This window comes from Cupriavidus metallidurans CH34, assembly GCF_000196015.1.
GTDB lineage: Bacteria > Pseudomonadota > Gammaproteobacteria > Burkholderiales > Burkholderiaceae > Cupriavidus > Cupriavidus metallidurans.
Map to the genome: position 1 here is coordinate 1,402,994 of NC_007974.2, position 19,219 is coordinate 1,422,212.

The following is a 19,219-nucleotide window of genomic DNA, read 5'->3' on the forward strand; positions in this document are numbered from 1 at the left end:
AGCCTTAAAAGTCACGTTTCGGTGTCGCAACGTTTGCAACAAAATGTCACACCTGTGGGCTGAAAGCCGCTCCGGACAAGCGTTTGCGGGTTGAAGTCAAGCATAGGTCATGGTTTGACAAGGTGGCGCCGGGCGTTAACGGCCGCATCGAAGAATGTGCCGCGGACGCCCTTCCTTTGCACGCAATCCGTCACCACGCGCTTACAATCGGCCCATCGACAACGTCATTTCACAAGGAACCGTCATGTCCTTCCGGCGTCATTTCCGCCTTGCCATTGCAGCCACCGCGGGTTGCGCCCTGCTGCTTGGCGCCAGCCAGCCGGCCCTGGCCTATTTTGACAATTACCTGTCCGGCAGCATCGTGGGCACGTTGAACAAGAAGGAAGTTGCCTCACTCCAGCAAACCGTGCGCAAGGCACTCAACGAAACGGAAGACAACCAGGTCGTGGAATGGCATTTCCCCGGCGAGGGTCGTCGTCAGGCCGTGGATGGCACGGTCAGCCCGATCGCCACCAAGACGGACAAGGGCCAATCCTGCCGCCGGCTGAAATCGGAACTGAAGCGCGGAAGCGCCACCGAGGCCTGGTCAGGCTGGTTCTGCAAGCAGTCGAATGGCACCTGGAAGGCGCGTCAAGTCCAGGACTGACGCCTGATAGGCCACCGGCCGACGCGGAGTGCCGGGTGGCACTCCCGCAGTCGGCCGGTAGACGAATACTCAGCGCGAATACTCAGTGGCAGAGACGGCCGATCAGTTCACCGGCCAGCGTGCCGGGGGCTGCCGGCTGGGGCATCCCGGCCTGAGGCCCACGAATCGTATAGAGCGATTCGCCGCGCGCGTAGCGCTTGTTGTAGAGGGTCTGTTCGATCACTGCATACATCGACGTCGCGCAGTTAAGCACCATGCGCTTGAGCGATGAGCGGATCGTGTCGCCACTGGCGGTCTTGATGACACCAGCCGGTGCGTTATGCACCAGCACCACACCCACTTCGGTGCCGCGCCGGCGGATGGCCGTCTGATCGAGATAGGAAACCATGCCAGTGGCGCCCATCAGCGGCATCCAGCGCTGCGGGTCTGGTGCGGCCGGATCGGGCGAGGCCACCAATGTGCACCCTTCACGCGGCGAAGCGCGAAACACGGTGCCACCATTCGGGCCCTGGCATTGATACAGAGCACCGGCTGCTACCGGGCGCACCGCAGGATTGGGCATCGGAGGGGTCATTGGACCCATGCCATCCGATTCCGCATAGGCAATCGGCGTGGCAAGACAAAGGCACGCGCCGGCGAGCAGGGCCGCGCGCGAAATAAAGCGGGAGAACATTGGGAACCCTCGTAAGGACGGGAAAAAGTCCCCGCATTTTCGCACAGCGTTCGCGCGCGACGATGATCTTGATCGATCTGCATCGTTTTGAGATCCCCGCCGCGTCATTTGTTTGCGGCTGGTCAGGCGTTAATTTCCCGCCACGCCACCAGATCGGCGATCGTCAGTACTGGCAACTGATACATCTCGGCAAACGCCAGCGCTTCGGGCCTGCGTGCCATCGTGCCATCGGGATTCATCAACTCGCACAACACCGCGGCCGGCGACAGTCCCGCCATGCGCGCAAGCTCGACCGAGCCCTCGGTATGCCCGCGACGCGCCAGCACACCCCCTTCCACTGCTACCAGAGGAAACACGTGTCCGGGGCTCACCACGGCATCAAGGCCCGCCTCATCGGCGATGGCTGCGCGAATGGTCGTGATCCGGTCCGCCGCGCTGACACCGGTGGTCACGCCTTCACGCGCCTCGATCGATACCGTGAACGCAGTGCCGTACTGGCTGCGATTGTTCTCGACCATCGGCCGCAGGCCGAGTTGCCGCACCTTCTCCGGCGTGAGGCACAGGCAGACGATGCCGCTGCATTCGCGGATCATCATGGCCATGTTCGAGTTCGTCAGCCGCTCCGCTGCAAGAATCAGGTCTGCCTCGTTTTCGCGGTCGTCATCGTCGAGCAGTACGACCGGACGGCCATCGCGCATCGCATCGAGGGCCTGCGCGATGCGCTCGGCCAGTGGACGCGCGTCGGCATCGGATGGCGCCAGTGCGGCGGTGGAATCAGGAAGGCTGGTGGATTTGGTAAGGGTCAGCATTGAAACGCTCCGTGCGTGGATTTCCATGGATGGGCGTTTCAGGGGATGATCAGCGAGAACGGCAAAGACACCCCGACAGCACGCAATGGACGACATCGCGCGCGCATGGGGTCATGCGAATTCCGCCCATCTTCTTTCATCCGGACTTTAACCGTCGGCCCTGGCCTCTCACCAGATCTGCTGACCCCACGCGGAGAGCGTGGGCGCTCGCGGGCTCGTGACAATGCGCCATTGGCGCCGGCCACATACCGCCGGTGGGGAATTGCACCCCGCCCTGAAGACGTAACGATGCCGCCGCGAGAGACCTCGCAGCGGCCCGAGGATCTTAGCACGACTGTGCTTTTTTAGTTGTTCAGCGATTCGTCGACGCTGCCAACGGATTTGCTGGCACCTCGGCAAGCGCTTCGAATACCGCCTTTGTGGCGTCGTCAGCGGGATAGAAGCACTCGATCCGCAGTTCCTGCAGGGTGACATCCTGTGGAATACCCAGCGTGGTCAGCGTGGAGAACAGCGAGGCACGGAATCGCCCGGCATGAAGCGCCACCGGCAGCACGGGCGGCGGCGTGCCTTCGGCCGGATCATCCTCGACAAGCAGGACACCTCCTGGCCCGACCATGTCCGGATGCCATTCGGCGATCCGCCGCAGGATCTCGCGCGCGGTCTGGTCCTGCGCCTGTACCTGCAGTTCCTGCCAGACGCGCCGCAGCAAATAGCGGCCCACCTGCCGCGCGTTCTCGATCACAGGCCAGAGACCCTTGGGATCGAACACCGCCAGCATCAGGTTCAGTCGGCCCCCTCCTTCGTCCAGCATGGCTGGCTTGCGGCCCTGCAGCAGCTTGTCGAGCATGCGCCGGTAGGCCTGATTGGCATCGACCAGGTGCCAGAAACGGTCGAGCACCACGGCCGGATACGGTTCTTGTTTGGCCAGGATCAGCGCGATGGCGTGCCGCACCATCTGCATCGGAGGCGAGGCCAGCGCGTGCTCGCTATACGCCGGGGCATAGCCGCTGGCCAGCAGCAGCCGGTTGCGCTGCCGCAAGGGCACGCCCAGGCGTTCTGCGAGCGCCAGCACCATCTCACGACTGGGCCGGGCGCGGCCTGACTCGAGAAAACTGATATGGCGCTGCGACACGCCGGCCGCCAACGACAGGGCAAGCTGGCTATAGCCGCGCTTTCCGCGCCAGTAGCGCAGCAGGCCGGGGAAATCGAGGGCGGCTTCGGAGCCGGGAGTTAGCGTATCCATGGGACGGATTACAGCACGCCGGCCATGCCCGGGCGACTACCTTCGAGGTAATCGTTGTAATTCAATCATCCACCATGCAAACACTGCCATTGCTGCCACGAACGCGCGGACTATCGACGATCGACAGTGATAGTGAGGGGTTCCGAGACCAGCCCACAGCGGGTTTCGTTGTCTTCACAAGGAAATGTCTGATTCTTCGTGAGCGCCGCAACAAGCATGACCCACGTCAATTCCAAGCTGCCGCCAGCTACACAAAATGTAATCAATCGGCACAGTCTCTCGCCCTCCCCCCGCTTAACAGGACACAACATGTTCCCGGAATACCGCGAAGAAATCTCCCGCCTCAAGACTGAAGACGCCCACTTTTCGCGTCTGTTCAACCTCCACAACGATCTCGATCATCAGATCAAGAACATGGAAAGCGGCATCGTCGTCGGAACCCATGAAGCCATCGAAAACCTGAAGAAAGAGAAGCTGCGCCTGAAGGATCAGTTGTACGTGATTCTTCGCAAGACCGCCGGAAACTAACATGGCCATTGGCAAGAAAAACACAGCGGCCAGCGAAGGGCTTCAGTCCATCGACGCCGCGCAACCGCTTGCAGGCTCCAGTGCCGAAGAGCGTCCGGTCAACAAGGGGGACGTTCTTCCCACCAACTCGGCGCGTTCGGCCGAACTTCACGCTGTGCGCGATGGCGCGGAAGCCGCCAGGGTGCTCGTGGCCAGTGGCTTACGCGACGTGCTGGCCGATGTCGCCGGCAAGGACCCGGATACTGTCCTTGCCACCGTCCGCACGGTCATGGACGGCCTGTCGCCCGACGAGGCCGCCGAACTGCGTCGCCTGATCCTCGAGGGCGAGCCCTCGACGTGGCCTGCCGGCAAAAAACGCCATCCTGACGAAGAACTGTCACCCACTTGGCGCCAGGGCACGTATCCGTATCAGAACCTGATGTCGCGCCGCAACTACGAAAAGCAGAAGTACCTCCTGCAGGTGGAGTTGCTGAAGCTTCAGGCGTGGGTGCGCGAAACGGGCCAGCGCGTGGTGATCGTCTTCGAGGGACGCGACGCGGCCGGCAAGGGCGGCGCGATCAAACGGTTCATGGAGCATCTGAACCCACGCGGCGCGCGCGTGGTGGCGCTCGAAAAGCCCACGGACACCGAGCGTTCGCAGTGGTACTTCCAGCGTTATATCCAGCACCTGCCGGCAGCTGGCGAGATCGTGCTGTTCGACCGCTCCTGGTACAACCGTGCAGGTGTCGAGCACGTGATGGGCTTCTGCAGCAATGCCGAGTATCACGACTTCCTGTATCAGGCACCCGAGTTCGAGCGGCACATCGTCCGCAGCGGCATCCATCTGTTCAAATTCTGGTTCTCCGTGAGCCAGAAGGAACAACGGCGCCGCTTCAAGGAGCGTCAGGTCCATCCACTCAAGCAGTGGAAACTGAGCCCGGTCGACCTTGCTTCGCTCGACAAATGGGAAGACTACACCCAGGCCAAGGAAGCGATGTTCGCCCGTACGGACACCGCCGACGCCCCCTGGACCGTGATCCGTTCGGACTGCAAAAAACGGGCGCGCCTGAACGCGATGCGCGTCGTGCTCCACCGCTTTGCCTATACAAATCGCAGCCCGGAGCATGTCGGCCTGGTCGACCCGCTGGTCGTAGGCCGTGCGCTGGCAGGTTGAGCGCAACGGGATAGCGGCGGCCTCGGAACGCCCACCGTTACCGGTGGGCGTTTTCGCATCCACGATTCAGAACCTCGGGAATCCGGGGTTTCAGATTCATCCCATATTGGTAATGGCGCGCGATTCGTACGATGGCTCCATCCCGGAACCAATGACTGACCGTACCGCCAACCATCATGATCCGCTCGCTCTCCGACAAGACAACGGCCGCCATCTATTGCGGCCAGTCCGTTCACACACTGCCCGCTCACATTCAGGCCGACGCGCTGCGCAAGCTCGCGATCCTCGACGCTGCGTCGTCTCTTCCCGATATGGTCGCCCCACCCGCAAACCGGCTGGAACCAGTTCTTGGCAAGCGCCGCGGACACTGGCGCGTCCGCATTAAAGGTCCGTGGCATCTCTGTTTTCGCTTCATCAACGGCGAAGCCTGGGACGTCGGCATCGCCGAATACGAGGAATGAGGAGCGCGCATGACAATCAACCGCGAAGACTTGCGGCGCGCGGATTTTCGCAGCATTGCCACCGGCCAGCCGATTCCGCCGGCACACCCCGGCGATGTACTGGAAACCGAGTTCATGGCGCCAAACGAACTGTCGGCGGAAGCATTGGCGGTGGCCTTGCATATGGCGCCGCAACGAATTCACGATATCGTGCGGCGTCAGCGAGCCATCTCGCCAGACACCGCCCTGCGGCTGGCCCGCTATTTCGGCACTAGTGCGGAATTCTGGGCGGGCCTCCAGACCGCATATGCACTGCGGCTGGCGCGCGCGACTGCAGGGGCGAACATCGAGCGCGACATCCAGCCGCTGACAGCATGACCTGCCCTTGCGCCACCACGACAGTGATGCTTACGCCACCAAGGCCGTACCCCGTCACATGCCGATGGTATGCTCTGACTTTTCAATTCCCGCGCGCACAGGGCGCGCACCCTGATGGAAATTGCCATACTTTTGGCGCTCATTCTGCTGAACGGGCTGTTCGCCATGTCCGAAATCGCGCTTGTGACGGCTCGCAAGGCCCGCCTTCAGCGCCATATCGACGAAGGCGACCGGGGCGCCATGGCTGCCGTGAAACTGGGCGAGGACCCTACCCGTTTCCTCTCGACTGTCCAGATCGGCATTACGTCGATCGGCGTGCTGAACGGCGTGGTTGGTGAATCCACGCTGGCGGCGCCACTTGGCGTATGGCTTCAGGGATTTGGTATTTCGGCCACTACTGCTGGATACGTTGCCACCGCGATCGTGGTGGCCGGCCTGACCTATTTCTCCATCGTGCTGGGCGAACTCGTGCCCAAGCGGCTGGGTCAGCTTGCGCCGGAAGCGATCGCCCGGATGGCCGCCCGCCCGATTTCGTTCCTCGCCGTTGCCTCCACCCCCTTCGTCAAGCTGCTGTCGAGCTCTACCCGCCTCGTGCTGCGCCTGCTTGGTGTGAAAACCAATCGCGGCCCGGCAGTTACCGAGGAGGAAATCCACGCGCTACTGGTGGAAGGCTCGGAGGCCGGCATCATCGAGCAGCAGGAGCACACGATGGTGCGCAACGTGTTCCGCCTCGACGACCGCCAACTCGCTTCGCTGATGGTGCCCCGTGGCGATGTGGTCTATCTGGATGTCGAGGAGAGCGAGGACGAGAACCTGCGCCGCATCGAGGAATCGGACCACGCCCGCTTTCCGGTGGTACGCGGCGGGATGCACGACATTCTCGGCGTAGTCAGCGCCCGGCAAATGCTGGCCAAGCGCCTGCGCGGCGAAAAGGCCGAGCTGACAGCCGTGCTGCAGCCGGCGGTATTTGTGCCCGAAAGCGTGACCGGCATGGAACTGCTCGAGAACTTCCGCTCGTCCGGCGGGCAAGTTGCCTTCGTAATCGACGAGTACGGCGAAGTACTGGGCCTCGTCACACTCCAGGATCTCGTGGAAGCGATCACCGGCGAGTTCAAGCCGGATGCGGCCGGCGACGAATGGGCCGTGCAGCGCGACGACGGATCATGGCTGTTGGACGGACTGATCCCGATTCCCGAACTCAAGGACCGCATCGGCCTGCGGGCGGTGCCGGAAGAGGCCAAGGAGCGTTATCACACGCTATCAGGCATGCTCCTGTTGCTTCTGGGTCGACTGCCGCAAACCACCGACGCCGTGCAGTGGGAGGACTGGAAGTTCGAGATTGTCGACATGGACGGCAAGCGCATCGACAAGGTGCTGGCCTCCCGCGTGCCGGCGGAGGACGGCCCCGAGCCCGATACCACCGGCTGATCGGCAATACTGATCGGCAATACCTGACCGGTACCGATCATTTCGATTGATCGATCAAAACGGACACTTCGGTGTCCGTTTTCACTTGTTTCAAGCCGAGTGTGTTTATCGCTCGCCACTGCCGTGTTCAAGATACGCGACAGCCGGGCAATCCCGATATTGCTCAAGATCAACTTTCGCTGCGACGATATGCCTGTGCCAACATCGTCGAATTACGATCTCGCAGGTTCCTGCCGTATTATCTGACCAGCCGTGCATAGGTAGTGCGACCGCGCACACCCCATAGACCCTGCCGCACCACCGGGGCGCGCCGGGCGCGAGTACATCAGGACGGAACGCAGTCGCGGTATCGCCGGCGGCTATTGCCTAACATGAACTTGCTGCCAGCAAACGTATTCGATGGACTCTGAAGCCAAAGACGCGCATTGGGGGGATGACCGCGCCCGCGAGCCTGCGCTGTCCGAGTCCCAGCCCGCCGCCTTTCTGGCAGCGCTTGCCGGGCATCGCGCGGAGATTGGCACCGCACATCCGCTGGCGATCGTGATCGTCCGCCTGGACCGTTTTCAGTTTGCCTGCGAAACGATCGGCAGCCGGCGCACCCGCCTGCTGCGGGCTGAGGTCAAATCCCGGATAGCCGGTGTCGGCGTCATGCCCGCCGTGATGCACTGGTTGAGTCCGGCCGACCTTGGCATCGCCTGCCTTCTGCCGGCAACCGCCGAAGAGATGGCCGAACTGAGCCAGAGCATTGCCACAGCGCTGCGGCTCCCCTACTCCGTCGACGGATTCGAGCTATTCCTCTCGTGCAGCATCGGCACCGCCATCGACAGCCCGGAAAGCGCCACCGAACGCAATCTGCAGCAGGCGTTCGATGCCATGCTGCAGATCAACAGGCGTGGCGGTGGTGGTATTGCCAATGCCAGCCAGCCTGTTAGCCCGCGCATGGTGACCCTGCTGGCGGCACTGCCCGAGGCCGTTTCACGCGGCGAATTCAGCCTGCAGTTACAGCCTCGTGCGTTATTCGACACAGCGGAGATTGCCGCCTATACGGTGCGCTTACGCTGGCATCACCCAGTGCTTGGGCGTATTTCGCCGCAGGACTTCCTGCCAGCCGTCGAAGCGCTCGGCATGATGCGCGAAGTCGGCCACTGGCTGGTGCAACAGTTGCTGCAATTGATCCAGGAGTCCAAACATGTGGCAAAGGTCCAGTTCACGCTGCTGGCGTCCAGCCCGCAGCTCCTGGCCGACGATGCAATCACCATGCTGCAGCGCGCTGTAGAAACATCCGGTATCTCCCCGGACCGTCTCTGCGTGGAGGTGCCAGTCCAGTGCATCAGCGCAGTTGCCGATGCCACGCAGAAAGCCGCACGACTACATGACTGCGGCATCCAGATTTCCCTTTCGGATTTCACAGATGACCAGGTCAGCCGGCACGCGCTGGCATTGGTCGCACCGGACATGGTGATGCTCGATGCACGGCATCTGGGCAGTTCGGCGCAGGCGCGCGATGCTGCCACGTTGTTGCGCGCGGCATGTGTGTTCGCCAGGTCGCGGGGCGTGGCGGTCCATGCCCGGGGTGTGGAAACTCGCGCCCAGCTTGAGGCCGTACGCGATTGGGGTTGCGATGGCGTGCAAGGCTATCTGTTGGCGCAGCCCTTTCCCGCGCAATGGCTGGTGCAGACCCACGCAGCCGTGGCCGAGCGCGCTCGCCAGCTCCTGCGGCCAACCAATTTGGTCTAACCGGCATTGAGGTGAGGCGCAACGCGCGGATCACATCAATTGCAGTACAGATGGACTTACACTTTGGCACATATCCTGCATCGACAAGTATCGGCGCGGCGATAAAATGTGCCCGTTGATTACTATCCCTGAAAGGAGCCCCTCGTGAAGAAAGGATGGATCTGGTGCGTACTGGTCGCCACATTGCTGGCAGGCTGCAATACCATGGCAGGACTTGGCCAGGACATTCAGAAGGGCGGTCAGAAGCTTGAGAATTCGGCCGAGCGCAAGTAAGACGGCTGAGCGCTCAGGTTGTCCAACTGAAGCATGAAAAAGGGGCGCTCGTGCGCCCCTTTTCTTTTTCCTGTTGCGGCTTGCCAGTGCCGCATCCTATCGACGACTGCCATCAGGCTCAGACCTTCCGCAACTGGGCCGCCTCTTCGGCCAGCTTGCGGATTCGCCCCCAATCCTTCGCCGCAACCGCATCCTTCGGCACCACCCACGAACCGCCTACGCACACAACGTTGGGCAAGGCCAGATAGTTGGGCGCTTTCGCCAGATCGATACCTCCAGTCGGGCAGAATTTGAGCTGAGAGAACGGCCCGTGCAGCGATTTCAGCATCTGCACGCCCCCGGCTGCCTCCGCCGGGAAGAACTTCAGGAATGAGAAGCCCGCTTCGAGCGCGAACATCGCCTCGCTCGCAGTCGCCACGCCCGGCAGCAGCGAAATACCCGCATCTTGAGCGCCATCGGCCAGCTTCTGCGTCAGCCCAGGCGACACCGCGAACTGAGCGCCAGCATCACGTACCGCCTGGAGTTGGTCAGTCGTCAGGACGGTTCCCGCGCCGACCACTGCTTCCGGCAAGGCCTTGGCGACGGCTTCCATCGCCTGCAATGCCACCGGTGTGCGCAGCGTGATCTCAAGCAGCGGCAGGCCTCCGGCCACCAAGGCCTCGCTGATATGCAGCGCGTCGTCGACGGAGTGGTATTCGAGCACCGGAATCACCGGCACATTGGTCAGTCGTTCGAGCAGAGGGGAAGCGTGGATGGGCATGACGGATCTTCGATAAATTGGTGCGTTGGTGCGTTGGTGCGTTGGTGCGTTGGTGCAAGGGGCCGAATTGTCGTAAAACGGGACAAGGCTGTTGCCGAATGCATCAGGCAATCACTGTGACGCCCTGCTCCAGCCGGGCCCGCACGGTTTCGGCATGGGGGATAGGCGCCACGGCCCCATAACCCGTGGTCGACAGCGCGGCGGCAATGTTGGCATAGCGAGCCGCATCGAACGGATCAGCGTCCGCAGCCAGCCGTGCGATGAAACTGCCGCCGAAGCAGTCGCCCGCGCCGGTGGCATCGACCGGACGTACGGGGAACGGCGCCACCAGCGCGCGCGACTCCTGCGTGGCGATGTAACTGCCCTCTTCTCCGAGCTTCAGCGCAACCAGTTCCACACCGCAACCCAGCAGATAGTCGACGATCGCGTCGCGGTCATCGAGCCCGGTCAGGATCGTGATGTCGTCCCAGCTCGGCAGGCATATGTCGGTCAGGGAGAATGCCTCGCGCATGATGCCGCGCGCGCGGGCCAGCGACCAGAGCCGCAATCGCAGATTCGTGTCGAGCGATACTTTCGCCCCGGCCTTGCGCGCATGTTCCATCGCCGCCAGTCCTGCATCACAGGCGCTGGTGCTAATTGCCAGGCTGATACCGGAGAGATGCAGAAAGCGCGCCTGCGCGATGGTTGCCAGCGGCAACTGCTCATGGTGATAGCGGCTGGCCGCGGAACGCTCGCGCAGATAGTCGAAGCGATGGCCGTGGTTGTCGTGGGAGACGAAATAAACCCCGGTGGGCGCAGAGGCATTGACCACCACGTGTCGGGTATCGACACGTTCCCGTGTCCACAACGCCAGCAACCGCTCACCGAAACTGTCGGCCCCTACTGCGGTGATATAGCCCGTGGTCGCGCCCTGGCGCGCGGCGGCAATGCAGAAATTGGAGGTATCGCCGCCAAAGCCCTGCAGGTAACGCGACGGATCGTCGGGCTGCTGGTTGAACTCGATCAGCGGTTCGCCATAGGCAAGGATATCGATACTCATCTCGGCTTCATCTCCTCTTCATTCCATTCGGTCTGGCCACAGGGACTGACACCGGGGTCAGAAGAACGTCTGAACAATGTCGATGACCTGGAACTGGCTGTCCAGCACGGGAATATGGCGCCACTTGTCGAAGGTCAGGCAAGGATGCGAGATATCAAAGGCAATCATATCGCCGACGCGGATGTCATCGCCAGCCTCGATTTCCAGATAGGCGTGCTGATCCATCATGCCCGTCACTTTCCAGCGCGCCGGCGTGGCAACAGGGCCGGCCGCACCCGGACGATACATCTGCGCTGGTATCGGCATGCCCGCATCGAACGCGGCATCCCGCTTGCCCATGCCGATGATGGCGCGGTTTGGCTCAGGAATCGACTGCACATAGGCCCAGAGCTGCAGCGCGGGCAGCAGGCCCTCCCGCATCTTCTGCGCCACCGGATTGCTCGCCAGGATGCGTTCCTGCGCCGCTCGATAGACGCCGACGTCGTGCGTCAGGTAGCACCCGGGACGCAGCACGATATCGATCGGCATCCCGATATCGGTGCGCGCGAACTCTTCGGCCACCACGTCGTACCATGCCGAGCCCGCGCCGGACATCACCACCGGGCTGCGTCCGAAACGCCCCGCCGCGGCCAGTTCGCGCGTTACGGCCACCGTGCGCTGCAGAAGCTCGCGGATATCGGCTTCCTGCTGCAGCACGCCTTCATAGATCTCGACGCCAGCCAGCTTCAGGGCGTTCGGCCAGCGCGACAGCGCATCGAGCACGTCCGCCTGCTGCGCGGCATCGCGCACACCGGTCCGGCCGCCCTCCACACCCAGTTCCAGCAGCACCTGCAGCGTCTGACCACGCGCGTCGAAGAACGCGCCAAGCTGGTCGACGAGCGCGGCCGAATCTACCAGCGAGAAGAACTCGAATGACGGATCGGCGGCCAGCAGATCGGCAACGATCTCCATATTGCGCCGCCCCACAAGCTGATTGGCCATCAGCACGCGCTTGACGCCGTGCGCGGCTGCCGCCGCGGTCTGATGGGCGGTGGCCAGCGTGATGCCCCACGCGCCCTCGGCAAGCTGACGCGCGAACAGTTTCGGCGCCATCGTCGTCTTGCCATGCGGTGCCAGCTGCACGCCGTATGCGCCCATGAAATTGCGCATCCACTGCAGGTTGTGCGTCAGACGGTCTTCATAGAGCACTGCGGCCGGGAGACTGAGCTCTTCGGCCAGCAGACGCCAGCCCGGCTGACCCGCCTCGGACGGCGTGAGCGGCGCGTCCAGACGCCCCATCGCCTTGTTCAGCGGATCGATCATACCGGTCTGGTACTTTGTTTCACGCATGACTGACATCACCCTGTCAAAATTCAATTGACGTAATGATAGCCTTGAAACTACGATATTTCATCCTTGTTAGAAAGTAACATGCTTCGTCGGCCGAGGTGACCGGCGGGGCCCGCCCACCCACCGTACGCCATGACCGCGCCCTTCGACATCCTGACCCGCATCGCCGAGCGTGGCCCGTCATTGCGACTGGCCGAGCAGAAAGTGGCGCAGGTGATCCTTGAGGATCTTGCAGGGGCGGCGGCTGCCAGCATCAACGAACTGGCACGCAAGGCGGCGGTCAGCGAGGCAAGTGTCACGCGCTTCGCAAAGGCCATCGGTTGCCGCGACGTCCGCGATCTGAAACTGCGCCTGGCACAAGCCACGGCAGTCGGATCGCGTTTCCTGCAACCGGCGCCGGGCCCGGTCGATACTGACGCACCGGCCGCGCTGGCCGAGCGCATCCACGCCGACGTTCTCGCCACGCTCGAAGTCAACCGAAAGCTGATCGATCCCGAGCGGATTGACATTGCCGCGCGCCTGTTACTCAACGCACGCATGGTCTACGCTTTTGGCATGGGTGGAGGCTCGACCTTCATGGCCGACGAGGCGCGGTATCGGCTGGCGCGATTGGGGCACCCGGTGGCCACGTATCACGACGCGCTGCTGCAGAAGATGGTCGCCGCAACACTGACGCGCGATGACGTGGTACTGGCGTTCTCGGCCAGCGGCAGCGTGCCGGAGATACTGGCCAGTTGCGATATCGCGCGCGAGTATGGCGCGCGGCTGATTGCCGTGACCGCGCTTGGCTCGCCGCTGGCCGCGCGCGCCGACGTGCTCCTGCCCGTGCGGACGCTGGAAACGGATTTCATCTTCAAGCCGTCGGCCTCGCGCTACGCGATGCTGATGGTGCTGGACGTACTGTCCACCCGCTTTGCGCTGCTGCAACAGGAGCAAAGCAAGGAAAAGTTGCGCCGGCTGAAATACGTGCTGGATGCCCACCGAGGCGTCAGCCAGGACAGCGACGGGCCGGACAGCCGCCAGCCGCTCGGAGACTGACAATGCCACACCTGTTCGATACCCTGATCCGCTGCGTGCTGCTGCTCGATGGCTCGGGCGCCGCGGCGCGCCTGGCCGACGTGGCGATCCGCGATGGCCGCATCGCCCGCATCGACGAGCCTGGCGCGATCGACCCCGATTCCGCGTCAAACGTCGTGGAAGGTCACGGTCTGGTGCTCTCCCCCGGGTTCATCGATGTCCATACGCACGACGACACCAATGTCGTGCGTGAGCCGGCGATGACACCGAAGATCTCGCAAGGCGTGACCACTGTGGTCGTCGGAAACTGCGGCATCAGCGCCGCACCCGTCACGCTGGCCGGTGATCCACCCGACCCGATGAACCTGCTGGGCCGCGCCGACGCGTTTCGCTACCCCGACTTCAAAACGTATGTGGCAGCCGTCAACGCCGCGAAACCAGCCGTAAACGTGGCCGCACTGGTCGGCCATACCGCGCTGCGCAGCAATCATATGGACAGGCTCGACAGGCCCGCGACCGAGGCCGAGACCGCCGCAATGCGCGGCCAGCTTCAGGAAGCCCTGGATCATGGCGCGCTTGGGCTTTCCACCGGCCTGGCATATGCCAACGCATTCCACGCTCCCACCGACGAAGTGCTGGCGCTGGCCGAACCGCTGGCCAAGGCAGGCGCGATCTACGCCACCCACTTGCGCAGCGAGTTCGCGGAGATTCTGGACGCGATGGACGAAGCCTTCCGCATCGGCCGGCACGCGCGCGTGCCGGTGGTGATCTCGCACCTGAAATGCGCGGGCGTGTCGAACTGGGGCCGTAGCGGCGAGGTGCTCGCCGCGCTCGAAGGCGCGGAGCGTTGGCAACCGGTTGGCTGCGACTGCTACCCCTACACCGCCAGTTCGTCGACACTCGATCTCAAGCAGGTCACCAACGACTTTGACATCCAGGTCACCTGGTCCGAGCCGCATCCCACGATGGGTGGCCGGCTGCTGGCCGATATCGCCGCCGAGTGGAACGTCGACCTGCTTGAGGCGGCACGGCGCCTGCAGCCTGCCGGCGCCGTCTATCACTGCATGGAGGATGCGGACGTCGATCGCATCCTGAGCCATCCTGCCACCGTGGTTGGGTCCGACGGGCTACCCAACGACCCGCTACCGCATCCGCGCCTTTGGGGCGCATTTCCACGCGTGCTGGGCCACTACGCGCGCGATCGCGAACTGTTCCCGCTCGCGGTGGCCGTCAACAAGATGACTGGCATGTCGGCCGAGCGCTTCGGCCTGACCGGTCGCGGCTTCGTGCGCGAAGGCTACTGGGCCGATCTCGTTCTGTTCGACGCCGCCACGATCCGCGACGCGGCGAGCTTCACCGATCCGCAGCAACCGGCCGAAGGCATTGCGGCCGTCTGGGTCAACGGCGAGTTGACATGGCGGCAACGCGCCGCCACCGGCGTACGCGCCGGCCGCTTCCTGCCACGCGGCACCCAGCAACAACACTGAAAACAGGAGTTTCCATGGATATCAAACGATTCGGCGTCGAAGGTGGCACCGGCCAGGGCGGCTCGCACATGCCGTTCGCACGCGCCGTGCAAGCGGACGGCTGGCTCTACGTGTCGGGCCAGGTACCGATGGTCAACGGCGAAGTCATCGACGGCGGCATCGTCGCGCAGAGCCACCAGGCCATTCAGAACGTCATGGCCATCCTGGCGGAAGCCGGCTACGGCCCGGAGCATGTGGTTCGCTGCGGCGTCTGGCTGGACGATGCCCGCGACTTCACGTCGTTCAACAAGATCTTCAAGGAATACTTCGGCGCCAATCCGCCGGCCCGGGCCTGCGTGCAATCGAGCATGGTGGTCGACTGCAAGGTCGAAGTGGACTGCATCGCTTACAAGAAACCGGCGGCCTGAACCCGGCCGGCGTGGACGTGGTCGGCGAGCCAGCCGAGCCGGGGCCACAGCTTCATAGCTTTTTAGCTTTTCCAGCTTTCTCAACCCGCCGCTACGCGACACAAGGCATAGCGGCTTTTTCACACGCGGAAGCGGACCGTCCGGACCGGCGGCACCCGCAAAAAGGAGACGACATGGGTGCCGTTACAGGAACCACGCTCTTGGTCTATGCGCTGATCGCCGTGATCGCGCTGGTGATCCTGATCGCCAAATTCAAACTGAACCCATTCATCACGCTCGTGGTGGTCTCGGTGGCGCTGGGCTTCGCCGTGGGGATGCCGATGGGCGACATCATCAAGTCGTTCGAAGCGGGTGTCGGCGGCACGCTCGGGCATATCGCGCTCGTGATCGGGCTCGGCACGATGCTTGGCAAGATGATGGCCGAATCGGGCGGCGCCGAGCGCATCGCGCTGACGCTGGTCGACTTCTTCGGCGAGAAGAACGTGCACTGGGCGATGGTGGTCATCGCCTTCATCGTCGGCCTGCCGGTGTTCTTCGAGGTAGGCTTCGTGCTGCTCGTCCCGATCGCCTTCAACGTCGCCAAGCGCACCAATACCTCGATGGTGCTGGTTGGCATCCCGATGGTCGCCGGCCTCTCGGTGGTGCACGGGCTGATTCCGCCGCACCCTGCCGCGCTGCTGGCTGTGCAGGCCTACGGCGCTGACATGGGCAAGACGATCATGTACGCGCTGATCGTCGGTGTCCCGACAGCCGCCATCGCTGGCCCGCTGTTCGCCAAGCTGATCGACCGCCACGTGAAGCTGCCCGAGGTCAACCCGCTGGCCGCGCAGTTCACCGAAGAAGCCGAGAACATCAAGGCCACGCGCCAATTGCCAGGCTTCGGCATCACTGTCTTCACGATCCTGCTGCCGGTGATTCTGATGCTGATTGGTAGCTGGGCGGACCTGATTGCCACGCCGAAGACCTTCGCCAACGACTTCCTCAAGCTGATCGGTAACTCGGTCATGGCACTGCTGATCGCCGCGCTGGTCAGCTTCTATACCTTCGGCAAGGCCCGCGGCTTCGGTCGCGATGCGATCCTGAAGTTCACCAACGAGTGCGTGGCGCCGACCGCCATCATCACCCTCGTGGTGGGTGCCGGCGGTGGCTTCGGCCGCATCCTGCGCGACTCCGGCATCTCCACCGCCATCGTCGACGTGGCAACCCACGCAAACGTCTCGGTGCTGGTATTGGGCTGGCTGGTGGCCGTGATGATCCGCATCGCCACCGGCTCGGCCACCGTGGCCATGACCACCGCCGCCGGCATCGTCGCCCCGATCGCCGCCAGCGTGCCGGGCACGCGCCCCGAACTGCTGGTGCTGACGACCGGCGCCGGTTCGCTGATCCTGTCGCACGTCAACGACGGCGGCTTCTGGCTGGTCAAGGAGTACTTCAACATGACCGTGACCCAGACCTTCAAGACCTGGTCGGTCGCCGAAACGATCATTTCGGTCGTGGCGTTGCTACTGACGCTGGGACTGGCGACGGTGACCTGAGGCTTCGCGGCGGTGTTTTCTCCCCTGTTCCGCCCGACGGCGGGGGAGAAAACCCGGGGTAGCACAAAGCCCCCACCCCTCCTACACTCCCTGTTCGATGCAGCCGTCCGATGCTGCACTTCCGGGAGACTCTCATGACGTTCAGTCCGATGCGGCGTGCCATCACGGCCTGCAGCGCCTTCGCCGTCCTCACGTATCCCCTCCTCACCCTTGCGGCCGATCCCGTGAAGATTGGCCTGATCGCCCCGTTTTCTGGCAGCTTTGCCGACTACGGCAAGCAGATGGAAGGCGGCATCAAGGCCTGGCAGAAGCTGAACGGCGACGTCGTGGCGGGCCGCAAGATCGAGGTGATCATGAAGGACACCACGGGTCCGGTCCCCGAGGTCGCCAAGCGGCTGGCGCAGGAGCTGGTGGTGCGCGACAAGGTCGATATCCTGGCAGGCTTCGGCCTGACGCCCGAGGCGCTGGCCGTTGCCCCGGTCGCCGAGCAGGCGAAGAAGCCGATGGTGATTTTCAATGCGGCGTCGTCGGTCATCACCACCAAGTCAAACTACATCACCCGCGTGTCGATGACGCTGCCGCAGATCTCGGCACCGATGGCGACGTGGGCCGTTCGCAATAACGTCCGCAAGGTCGTGACGCTGGTCGCAGACTACGCCCCTGGCATCGACGCCGAAACGGCCTTCAAAACCAACTTCCTGGGCGGTGGCGGCCAGATTGTCGAATCGATCCGCGTGCCGCTGCGAAATCCCGAGTTCGCCCCGTTCATCCAGCGCATCAAGGATGCCAAACCCGAGGCCGTGTTCCTGTTCCTGCCGGCAGGCGAACAAGGCGTGGCGTTCATGAAGGGCTTCCGCGAACGTGGGCTGGCCGATGCCGGTATCCGCGTCATCGCCACGGGCGACCTGACCGACGACCACGTGCTGCCGGCCATGGGCGATGCCACGTTGGGCGTGATCACGTCGTTCCACTACTCGGCGGCGCATGATTCGAAGGAGAACAAGGCGTTCCTGAAGGCCTTTGCCGATGCCAACCCAGGGGCCGGACGCCCGAACTTCATGGCCGTGGCCGCATACGACGGCATGGCCGCCATCTACGATGCGCTGAAGAAGACCAACGGCGCGACGGACGGCGACAAGCTCGTTGGCGCTCTGAAGGGCATGAAACTGCAGAGCCCGCGCGGCGCCATCACGATTGACCCCGCCACCCGCGACGTGGTCCAGACGGTCTATATCCGGAAGGTAGAGAAGGTGAACGGCGAGCTCTACAACGTCGAATTCGACAAGTTCGATGGCGTGAAGGACTCGGGGAAGTAGCCCCAAGGCGCTCGGCGTGGTTGCCGCGCCCGTGCCATCACTGCGCGGGCGGGGCAATCACCTTGGACATCTCCGAAGTCTGATTCCAGCCGCTCCGTTGATAGAGCGGTCGACCTGCCTCGGTAGCGTGGAGAACGGCAAATTCCACGCCGCGTCGCGCGAACTCCGCCTCGGCCAACGCCATCAACTGCTGCGCCAGACCCCGGCGCCGGCGCGTTGGCGCTACATAGACGTTGAGGACATAGCCCCGGCGATCCTGTGTCGGATGCGCGGGATGCGGTGGCCAGTCGACCAGCATCAGGCCGATACCCGCTACAGGGCGCCCCGCATCGGTCAACAGAAAGCCGAAGTAGCTGCCATCCGCCAGGCGTGGCCGCAGCCAGGCGCGAAAGTGGTCTGTCATCGTGCGCAACGTGCCCGGGGCAAAGCCTGCCTCCTGAAACATCGCCTCCCGATGCTGGCAAATGAGGTCGAGGTCATCGACACCGATGGTACGAACATCCATGGACAAAAATCCTGTTAGAGGCGCTATCAAAATGATTCTGGCGTCGTTGCGCGGCCTTGGCCAGTCCACTTGTACTGTCTGCGCCCGCGCGTCTAGCCAGAACCGCTTCGCTTCATTTTGATAGCGCCTCTTATAAAAATCCTGTTACCAACTTCAACCCAAGACCGGATCGGATGCACTGACGGGCATTGGCGGAGCGGATACCACAGACCGTGAATCCGCTCCGGCGCCAATCAGTACGGCGACAGCTCCTCGAGAGCCCTGGCTGCCTCCTGCCTCAACATGCGCAGGATCAGCGCAGCCCCTTCATTCGAAAACTCCGGCGCGGCGGCGTGCTCGACTGCAACCGTCACCACACCCATTGCCCCTTCGACGCGCTGCAACTGCCGGAACGCCATCACATCCGGCGCTGGAAAGCCCGCATGGGGTTGCCCTGGTGGCCCGGCCTGCCGCTTGCCGGCGGGCTTGCGCGAAGCGGCTCCGGGTACCGGCTTATCCATGCCCCGGCCTCCCCAG

Annotated in this window: 21 protein-coding genes and 1 riboswitch; of the genes, 13 read left to right on the forward strand and 8 right to left on the reverse strand. The window is 63.3% G+C overall.

Annotated elements, in window-relative coordinates:
- Positions 1-244: 244 nt before the first annotated feature.
- Complete coding sequence (locus RMET_RS24445) at positions 245-646, forward strand: RT0821/Lpp0805 family surface protein (protein WP_011519190.1); 402 nt, start codon at positions 245-247, stop codon at positions 644-646.
- 82 nt (positions 647-728) lie between these two features.
- Here the strand turns inward: RMET_RS24445 and RMET_RS24450 are convergent, their stop codons facing one another.
- The 3 genes from RMET_RS24450 to RMET_RS24460 form a co-directional block, all read right to left on the reverse strand.
- Positions 729-1,319: a surface-adhesin E family protein gene (locus RMET_RS24450; protein WP_011519191.1), complete on the reverse strand. Its 591-nt coding sequence runs from the start codon at positions 1,317-1,319 to the stop codon at positions 729-731.
- Positions 1,320-1,441: 122 nt separating this feature from the next.
- A complete protein-coding gene (gene ribB, locus RMET_RS24455) occupies positions 1,442-2,128 on the reverse strand; it encodes a 3,4-dihydroxy-2-butanone-4-phosphate synthase (protein WP_011519192.1) in 687 nt (228 codons plus the stop codon).
- Positions 2,129-2,252: 124 nt separating this feature from the next.
- A riboswitch (FMN riboswitch) is annotated at positions 2,253-2,414 on the reverse strand.
- A gap of 66 nt (positions 2,415-2,480) precedes the next feature.
- Positions 2,481-3,371, reverse strand: a complete 891-nt coding sequence (locus RMET_RS24460; RefSeq protein WP_011519194.1) for a helix-turn-helix domain-containing protein — start codon at positions 3,369-3,371, stop codon at positions 2,481-2,483.
- A gap of 309 nt (positions 3,372-3,680) precedes the next feature.
- On the opposite strand from RMET_RS24460, the gene RMET_RS24465 reads away from it, so the two are divergent.
- The 7 genes from RMET_RS24465 (at position 3,681) to RMET_RS24495 (ending at position 9,308) form a co-directional block, all read left to right on the forward strand.
- Complete coding sequence (locus RMET_RS24465) at positions 3,681-3,899, forward strand: YdcH family protein (RefSeq protein WP_008651241.1); 219 nt, start codon at positions 3,681-3,683, stop codon at positions 3,897-3,899.
- Between the two features lies 1 nt (position 3,900).
- On the forward strand, positions 3,901-5,052 hold the full coding sequence (gene ppk2 / locus RMET_RS24470; protein ID WP_011519195.1) for a polyphosphate kinase 2: 1,152 nt from the start codon (positions 3,901-3,903) through the stop codon (positions 5,050-5,052).
- A gap of 176 nt (positions 5,053-5,228) precedes the next feature.
- Positions 5,229-5,513 carry a type II toxin-antitoxin system RelE/ParE family toxin gene (locus RMET_RS24475; protein ID WP_011519196.1) on the forward strand — a complete coding sequence of 95 codons (285 nt, stop codon included), beginning with the start codon at positions 5,229-5,231 and terminating at the stop codon, positions 5,511-5,513.
- A 9-nt stretch (positions 5,514-5,522) separates the two neighbouring features.
- On the forward strand, positions 5,523-5,870 hold the full coding sequence (locus RMET_RS24480; RefSeq protein ID WP_011519197.1) for a HigA family addiction module antitoxin: 348 nt from the start codon (positions 5,523-5,525) through the stop codon (positions 5,868-5,870).
- A gap of 114 nt (positions 5,871-5,984) precedes the next feature.
- Positions 5,985-7,298, forward strand: a complete 1,314-nt coding sequence (locus RMET_RS24485; protein ID WP_011519198.1) for a hemolysin family protein — start codon at positions 5,985-5,987, stop codon at positions 7,296-7,298.
- 399 nt (positions 7,299-7,697) lie between these two features.
- The gene (locus tag RMET_RS24490) at positions 7,698-9,035 is read left to right on the forward strand and encodes an EAL domain-containing protein (protein WP_011519199.1); all 1,338 of its coding nucleotides are present in this window, start codon (positions 7,698-7,700) and stop codon (positions 9,033-9,035) included.
- Positions 9,036-9,179: 144 nt separating this feature from the next.
- Entirely contained in the window at positions 9,180-9,308 is a 129-nt protein-coding gene (locus RMET_RS24495) for an entericidin A/B family lipoprotein (RefSeq protein WP_008651235.1), read from the forward strand.
- A gap of 118 nt (positions 9,309-9,426) precedes the next feature.
- Here the strand turns inward: RMET_RS24495 and RMET_RS24500 are convergent, their stop codons facing one another.
- The 3 genes from RMET_RS24500 to RMET_RS24510 form a co-directional block, all read right to left on the reverse strand.
- On the reverse strand, positions 9,427-10,068 hold the full coding sequence (locus RMET_RS24500; RefSeq protein WP_011519200.1) for a bifunctional 4-hydroxy-2-oxoglutarate aldolase/2-dehydro-3-deoxy-phosphogluconate aldolase: 642 nt from the start codon (positions 10,066-10,068) through the stop codon (positions 9,427-9,429).
- 103 nt (positions 10,069-10,171) lie between these two features.
- Positions 10,172-11,107, reverse strand: coding sequence for a sugar kinase (locus RMET_RS24505; protein ID WP_011519201.1), 936 nt, complete (start codon positions 11,105-11,107; stop codon positions 10,172-10,174).
- Positions 11,108-11,164: 57 nt separating this feature from the next.
- On the reverse strand, positions 11,165-12,436 hold the full coding sequence (locus RMET_RS24510) for an amino acid deaminase (RefSeq protein ID WP_011519202.1): 1,272 nt from the start codon (positions 12,434-12,436) through the stop codon (positions 11,165-11,167).
- A 132-nt stretch (positions 12,437-12,568) separates the two neighbouring features.
- Here RMET_RS24510 and RMET_RS24515 point away from each other — a divergent pair, with 132 nt between their 5' ends.
- The 5 genes from RMET_RS24515 to RMET_RS24535 all read left to right on the forward strand — a co-directional run bounded on the left by RMET_RS24515 (position 12,569) and on the right by RMET_RS24535 (position 18,198).
- Positions 12,569-13,474 carry a MurR/RpiR family transcriptional regulator gene (locus RMET_RS24515; RefSeq protein ID WP_011519203.1) on the forward strand — a complete coding sequence of 302 codons (906 nt, stop codon included), beginning with the start codon at positions 12,569-12,571 and terminating at the stop codon, positions 13,472-13,474.
- 2 nt (positions 13,475-13,476) lie between these two features.
- Positions 13,477-14,940 carry an N-acyl-D-amino-acid deacylase family protein gene (locus tag RMET_RS24520; protein WP_011519204.1) on the forward strand — a complete coding sequence of 488 codons (1,464 nt, stop codon included), beginning with the start codon at positions 13,477-13,479 and terminating at the stop codon, positions 14,938-14,940.
- Positions 14,941-14,954: 14 nt separating this feature from the next.
- Entirely contained in the window at positions 14,955-15,347 is a 393-nt protein-coding gene (locus RMET_RS24525) for a RidA family protein (protein ID WP_008651227.1), read from the forward strand.
- A 173-nt stretch (positions 15,348-15,520) separates the two neighbouring features.
- Positions 15,521-16,882 (forward strand): GntP family permease, encoded by a 1,362-nt coding sequence (locus RMET_RS24530; RefSeq protein WP_011519205.1) that lies wholly within the window; start codon positions 15,521-15,523, stop codon positions 16,880-16,882.
- Positions 16,883-17,016: 134 nt separating this feature from the next.
- Complete coding sequence (locus RMET_RS24535; RefSeq protein WP_011519206.1) at positions 17,017-18,198, forward strand: ABC transporter substrate-binding protein; 1,182 nt, start codon at positions 17,017-17,019, stop codon at positions 18,196-18,198.
- 37 nt (positions 18,199-18,235) lie between these two features.
- On the opposite strand, the gene RMET_RS24540 is transcribed toward RMET_RS24535, so the two are convergent.
- Both RMET_RS24540 and RMET_RS33725 read right to left on the reverse strand, forming a co-directional pair.
- Positions 18,236-18,703, reverse strand: a complete 468-nt coding sequence (locus RMET_RS24540; RefSeq protein ID WP_011519207.1) for a GNAT family N-acetyltransferase — start codon at positions 18,701-18,703, stop codon at positions 18,236-18,238.
- Positions 18,704-18,936: 233 nt separating this feature from the next.
- Positions 18,937-19,203 carry a hypothetical protein gene (locus RMET_RS33725; protein WP_029306347.1) on the reverse strand — a complete coding sequence of 89 codons (267 nt, stop codon included), beginning with the start codon at positions 19,201-19,203 and terminating at the stop codon, positions 18,937-18,939.
- Positions 19,204-19,219 lie beyond the last annotated feature (16 nt).

Bases quoted from the DNA above. Each gene is read 5' to 3' on its own strand.
- RMET_RS24490 (WP_011519199.1), top strand. From the start codon at position 7,698: ATGGACTCTGAAGCCAAAGACGCGCATTGGGGGGATGACCGCGCCCGC.
- RMET_RS24540 (WP_011519207.1), bottom strand. From the start codon at position 18,703: ATGGATGTTCGTACCATCGGTGTCGATGACCTCGACCTCATTTGCCAG.
- ppk2 (WP_011519195.1), top strand. From the start codon at position 3,901: ATGGCCATTGGCAAGAAAAACACAGCGGCCAGCGAAGGGCTTCAGTCC.
- RMET_RS24515 (WP_011519203.1), top strand. From the start codon at position 12,569: ATGACCGCGCCCTTCGACATCCTGACCCGCATCGCCGAGCGTGGCCCG.
- RMET_RS24505 (WP_011519201.1), bottom strand. From the start codon at position 11,107: ATGAGTATCGATATCCTTGCCTATGGCGAACCGCTGATCGAGTTCAAC.
- RMET_RS33725 (WP_029306347.1), bottom strand. From the start codon at position 19,203: ATGGATAAGCCGGTACCCGGAGCCGCTTCGCGCAAGCCCGCCGGCAAG.
- RMET_RS24475 (WP_011519196.1), top strand. From the start codon at position 5,229: ATGATCCGCTCGCTCTCCGACAAGACAACGGCCGCCATCTATTGCGGC.
- RMET_RS24535 (WP_011519206.1), top strand. From the start codon at position 17,017: ATGACGTTCAGTCCGATGCGGCGTGCCATCACGGCCTGCAGCGCCTTC.
- RMET_RS24460 (WP_011519194.1), bottom strand. From the start codon at position 3,371: ATGGATACGCTAACTCCCGGCTCCGAAGCCGCCCTCGATTTCCCCGGC.
- ribB (WP_011519192.1), bottom strand. From the start codon at position 2,128: ATGCTGACCCTTACCAAATCCACCAGCCTTCCTGATTCCACCGCCGCA.
- RMET_RS24480 (WP_011519197.1), top strand. From the start codon at position 5,523: ATGACAATCAACCGCGAAGACTTGCGGCGCGCGGATTTTCGCAGCATT.
- RMET_RS24450 (WP_011519191.1), bottom strand. From the start codon at position 1,319: ATGTTCTCCCGCTTTATTTCGCGCGCGGCCCTGCTCGCCGGCGCGTGC.
- RMET_RS24530 (WP_011519205.1), top strand. From the start codon at position 15,521: ATGGGTGCCGTTACAGGAACCACGCTCTTGGTCTATGCGCTGATCGCC.
- RMET_RS24465 (WP_008651241.1), top strand. From the start codon at position 3,681: ATGTTCCCGGAATACCGCGAAGAAATCTCCCGCCTCAAGACTGAAGAC.
- RMET_RS24500 (WP_011519200.1), bottom strand. From the start codon at position 10,068: ATGCCCATCCACGCTTCCCCTCTGCTCGAACGACTGACCAATGTGCCG.
- RMET_RS24485 (WP_011519198.1), top strand. From the start codon at position 5,985: ATGGAAATTGCCATACTTTTGGCGCTCATTCTGCTGAACGGGCTGTTC.
- RMET_RS24520 (WP_011519204.1), top strand. From the start codon at position 13,477: ATGCCACACCTGTTCGATACCCTGATCCGCTGCGTGCTGCTGCTCGAT.
- RMET_RS24525 (WP_008651227.1), top strand. From the start codon at position 14,955: ATGGATATCAAACGATTCGGCGTCGAAGGTGGCACCGGCCAGGGCGGC.
- RMET_RS24445 (WP_011519190.1), top strand. From the start codon at position 245: ATGTCCTTCCGGCGTCATTTCCGCCTTGCCATTGCAGCCACCGCGGGT.
- RMET_RS24510 (WP_011519202.1), bottom strand. From the start codon at position 12,436: ATGCGTGAAACAAAGTACCAGACCGGTATGATCGATCCGCTGAACAAG.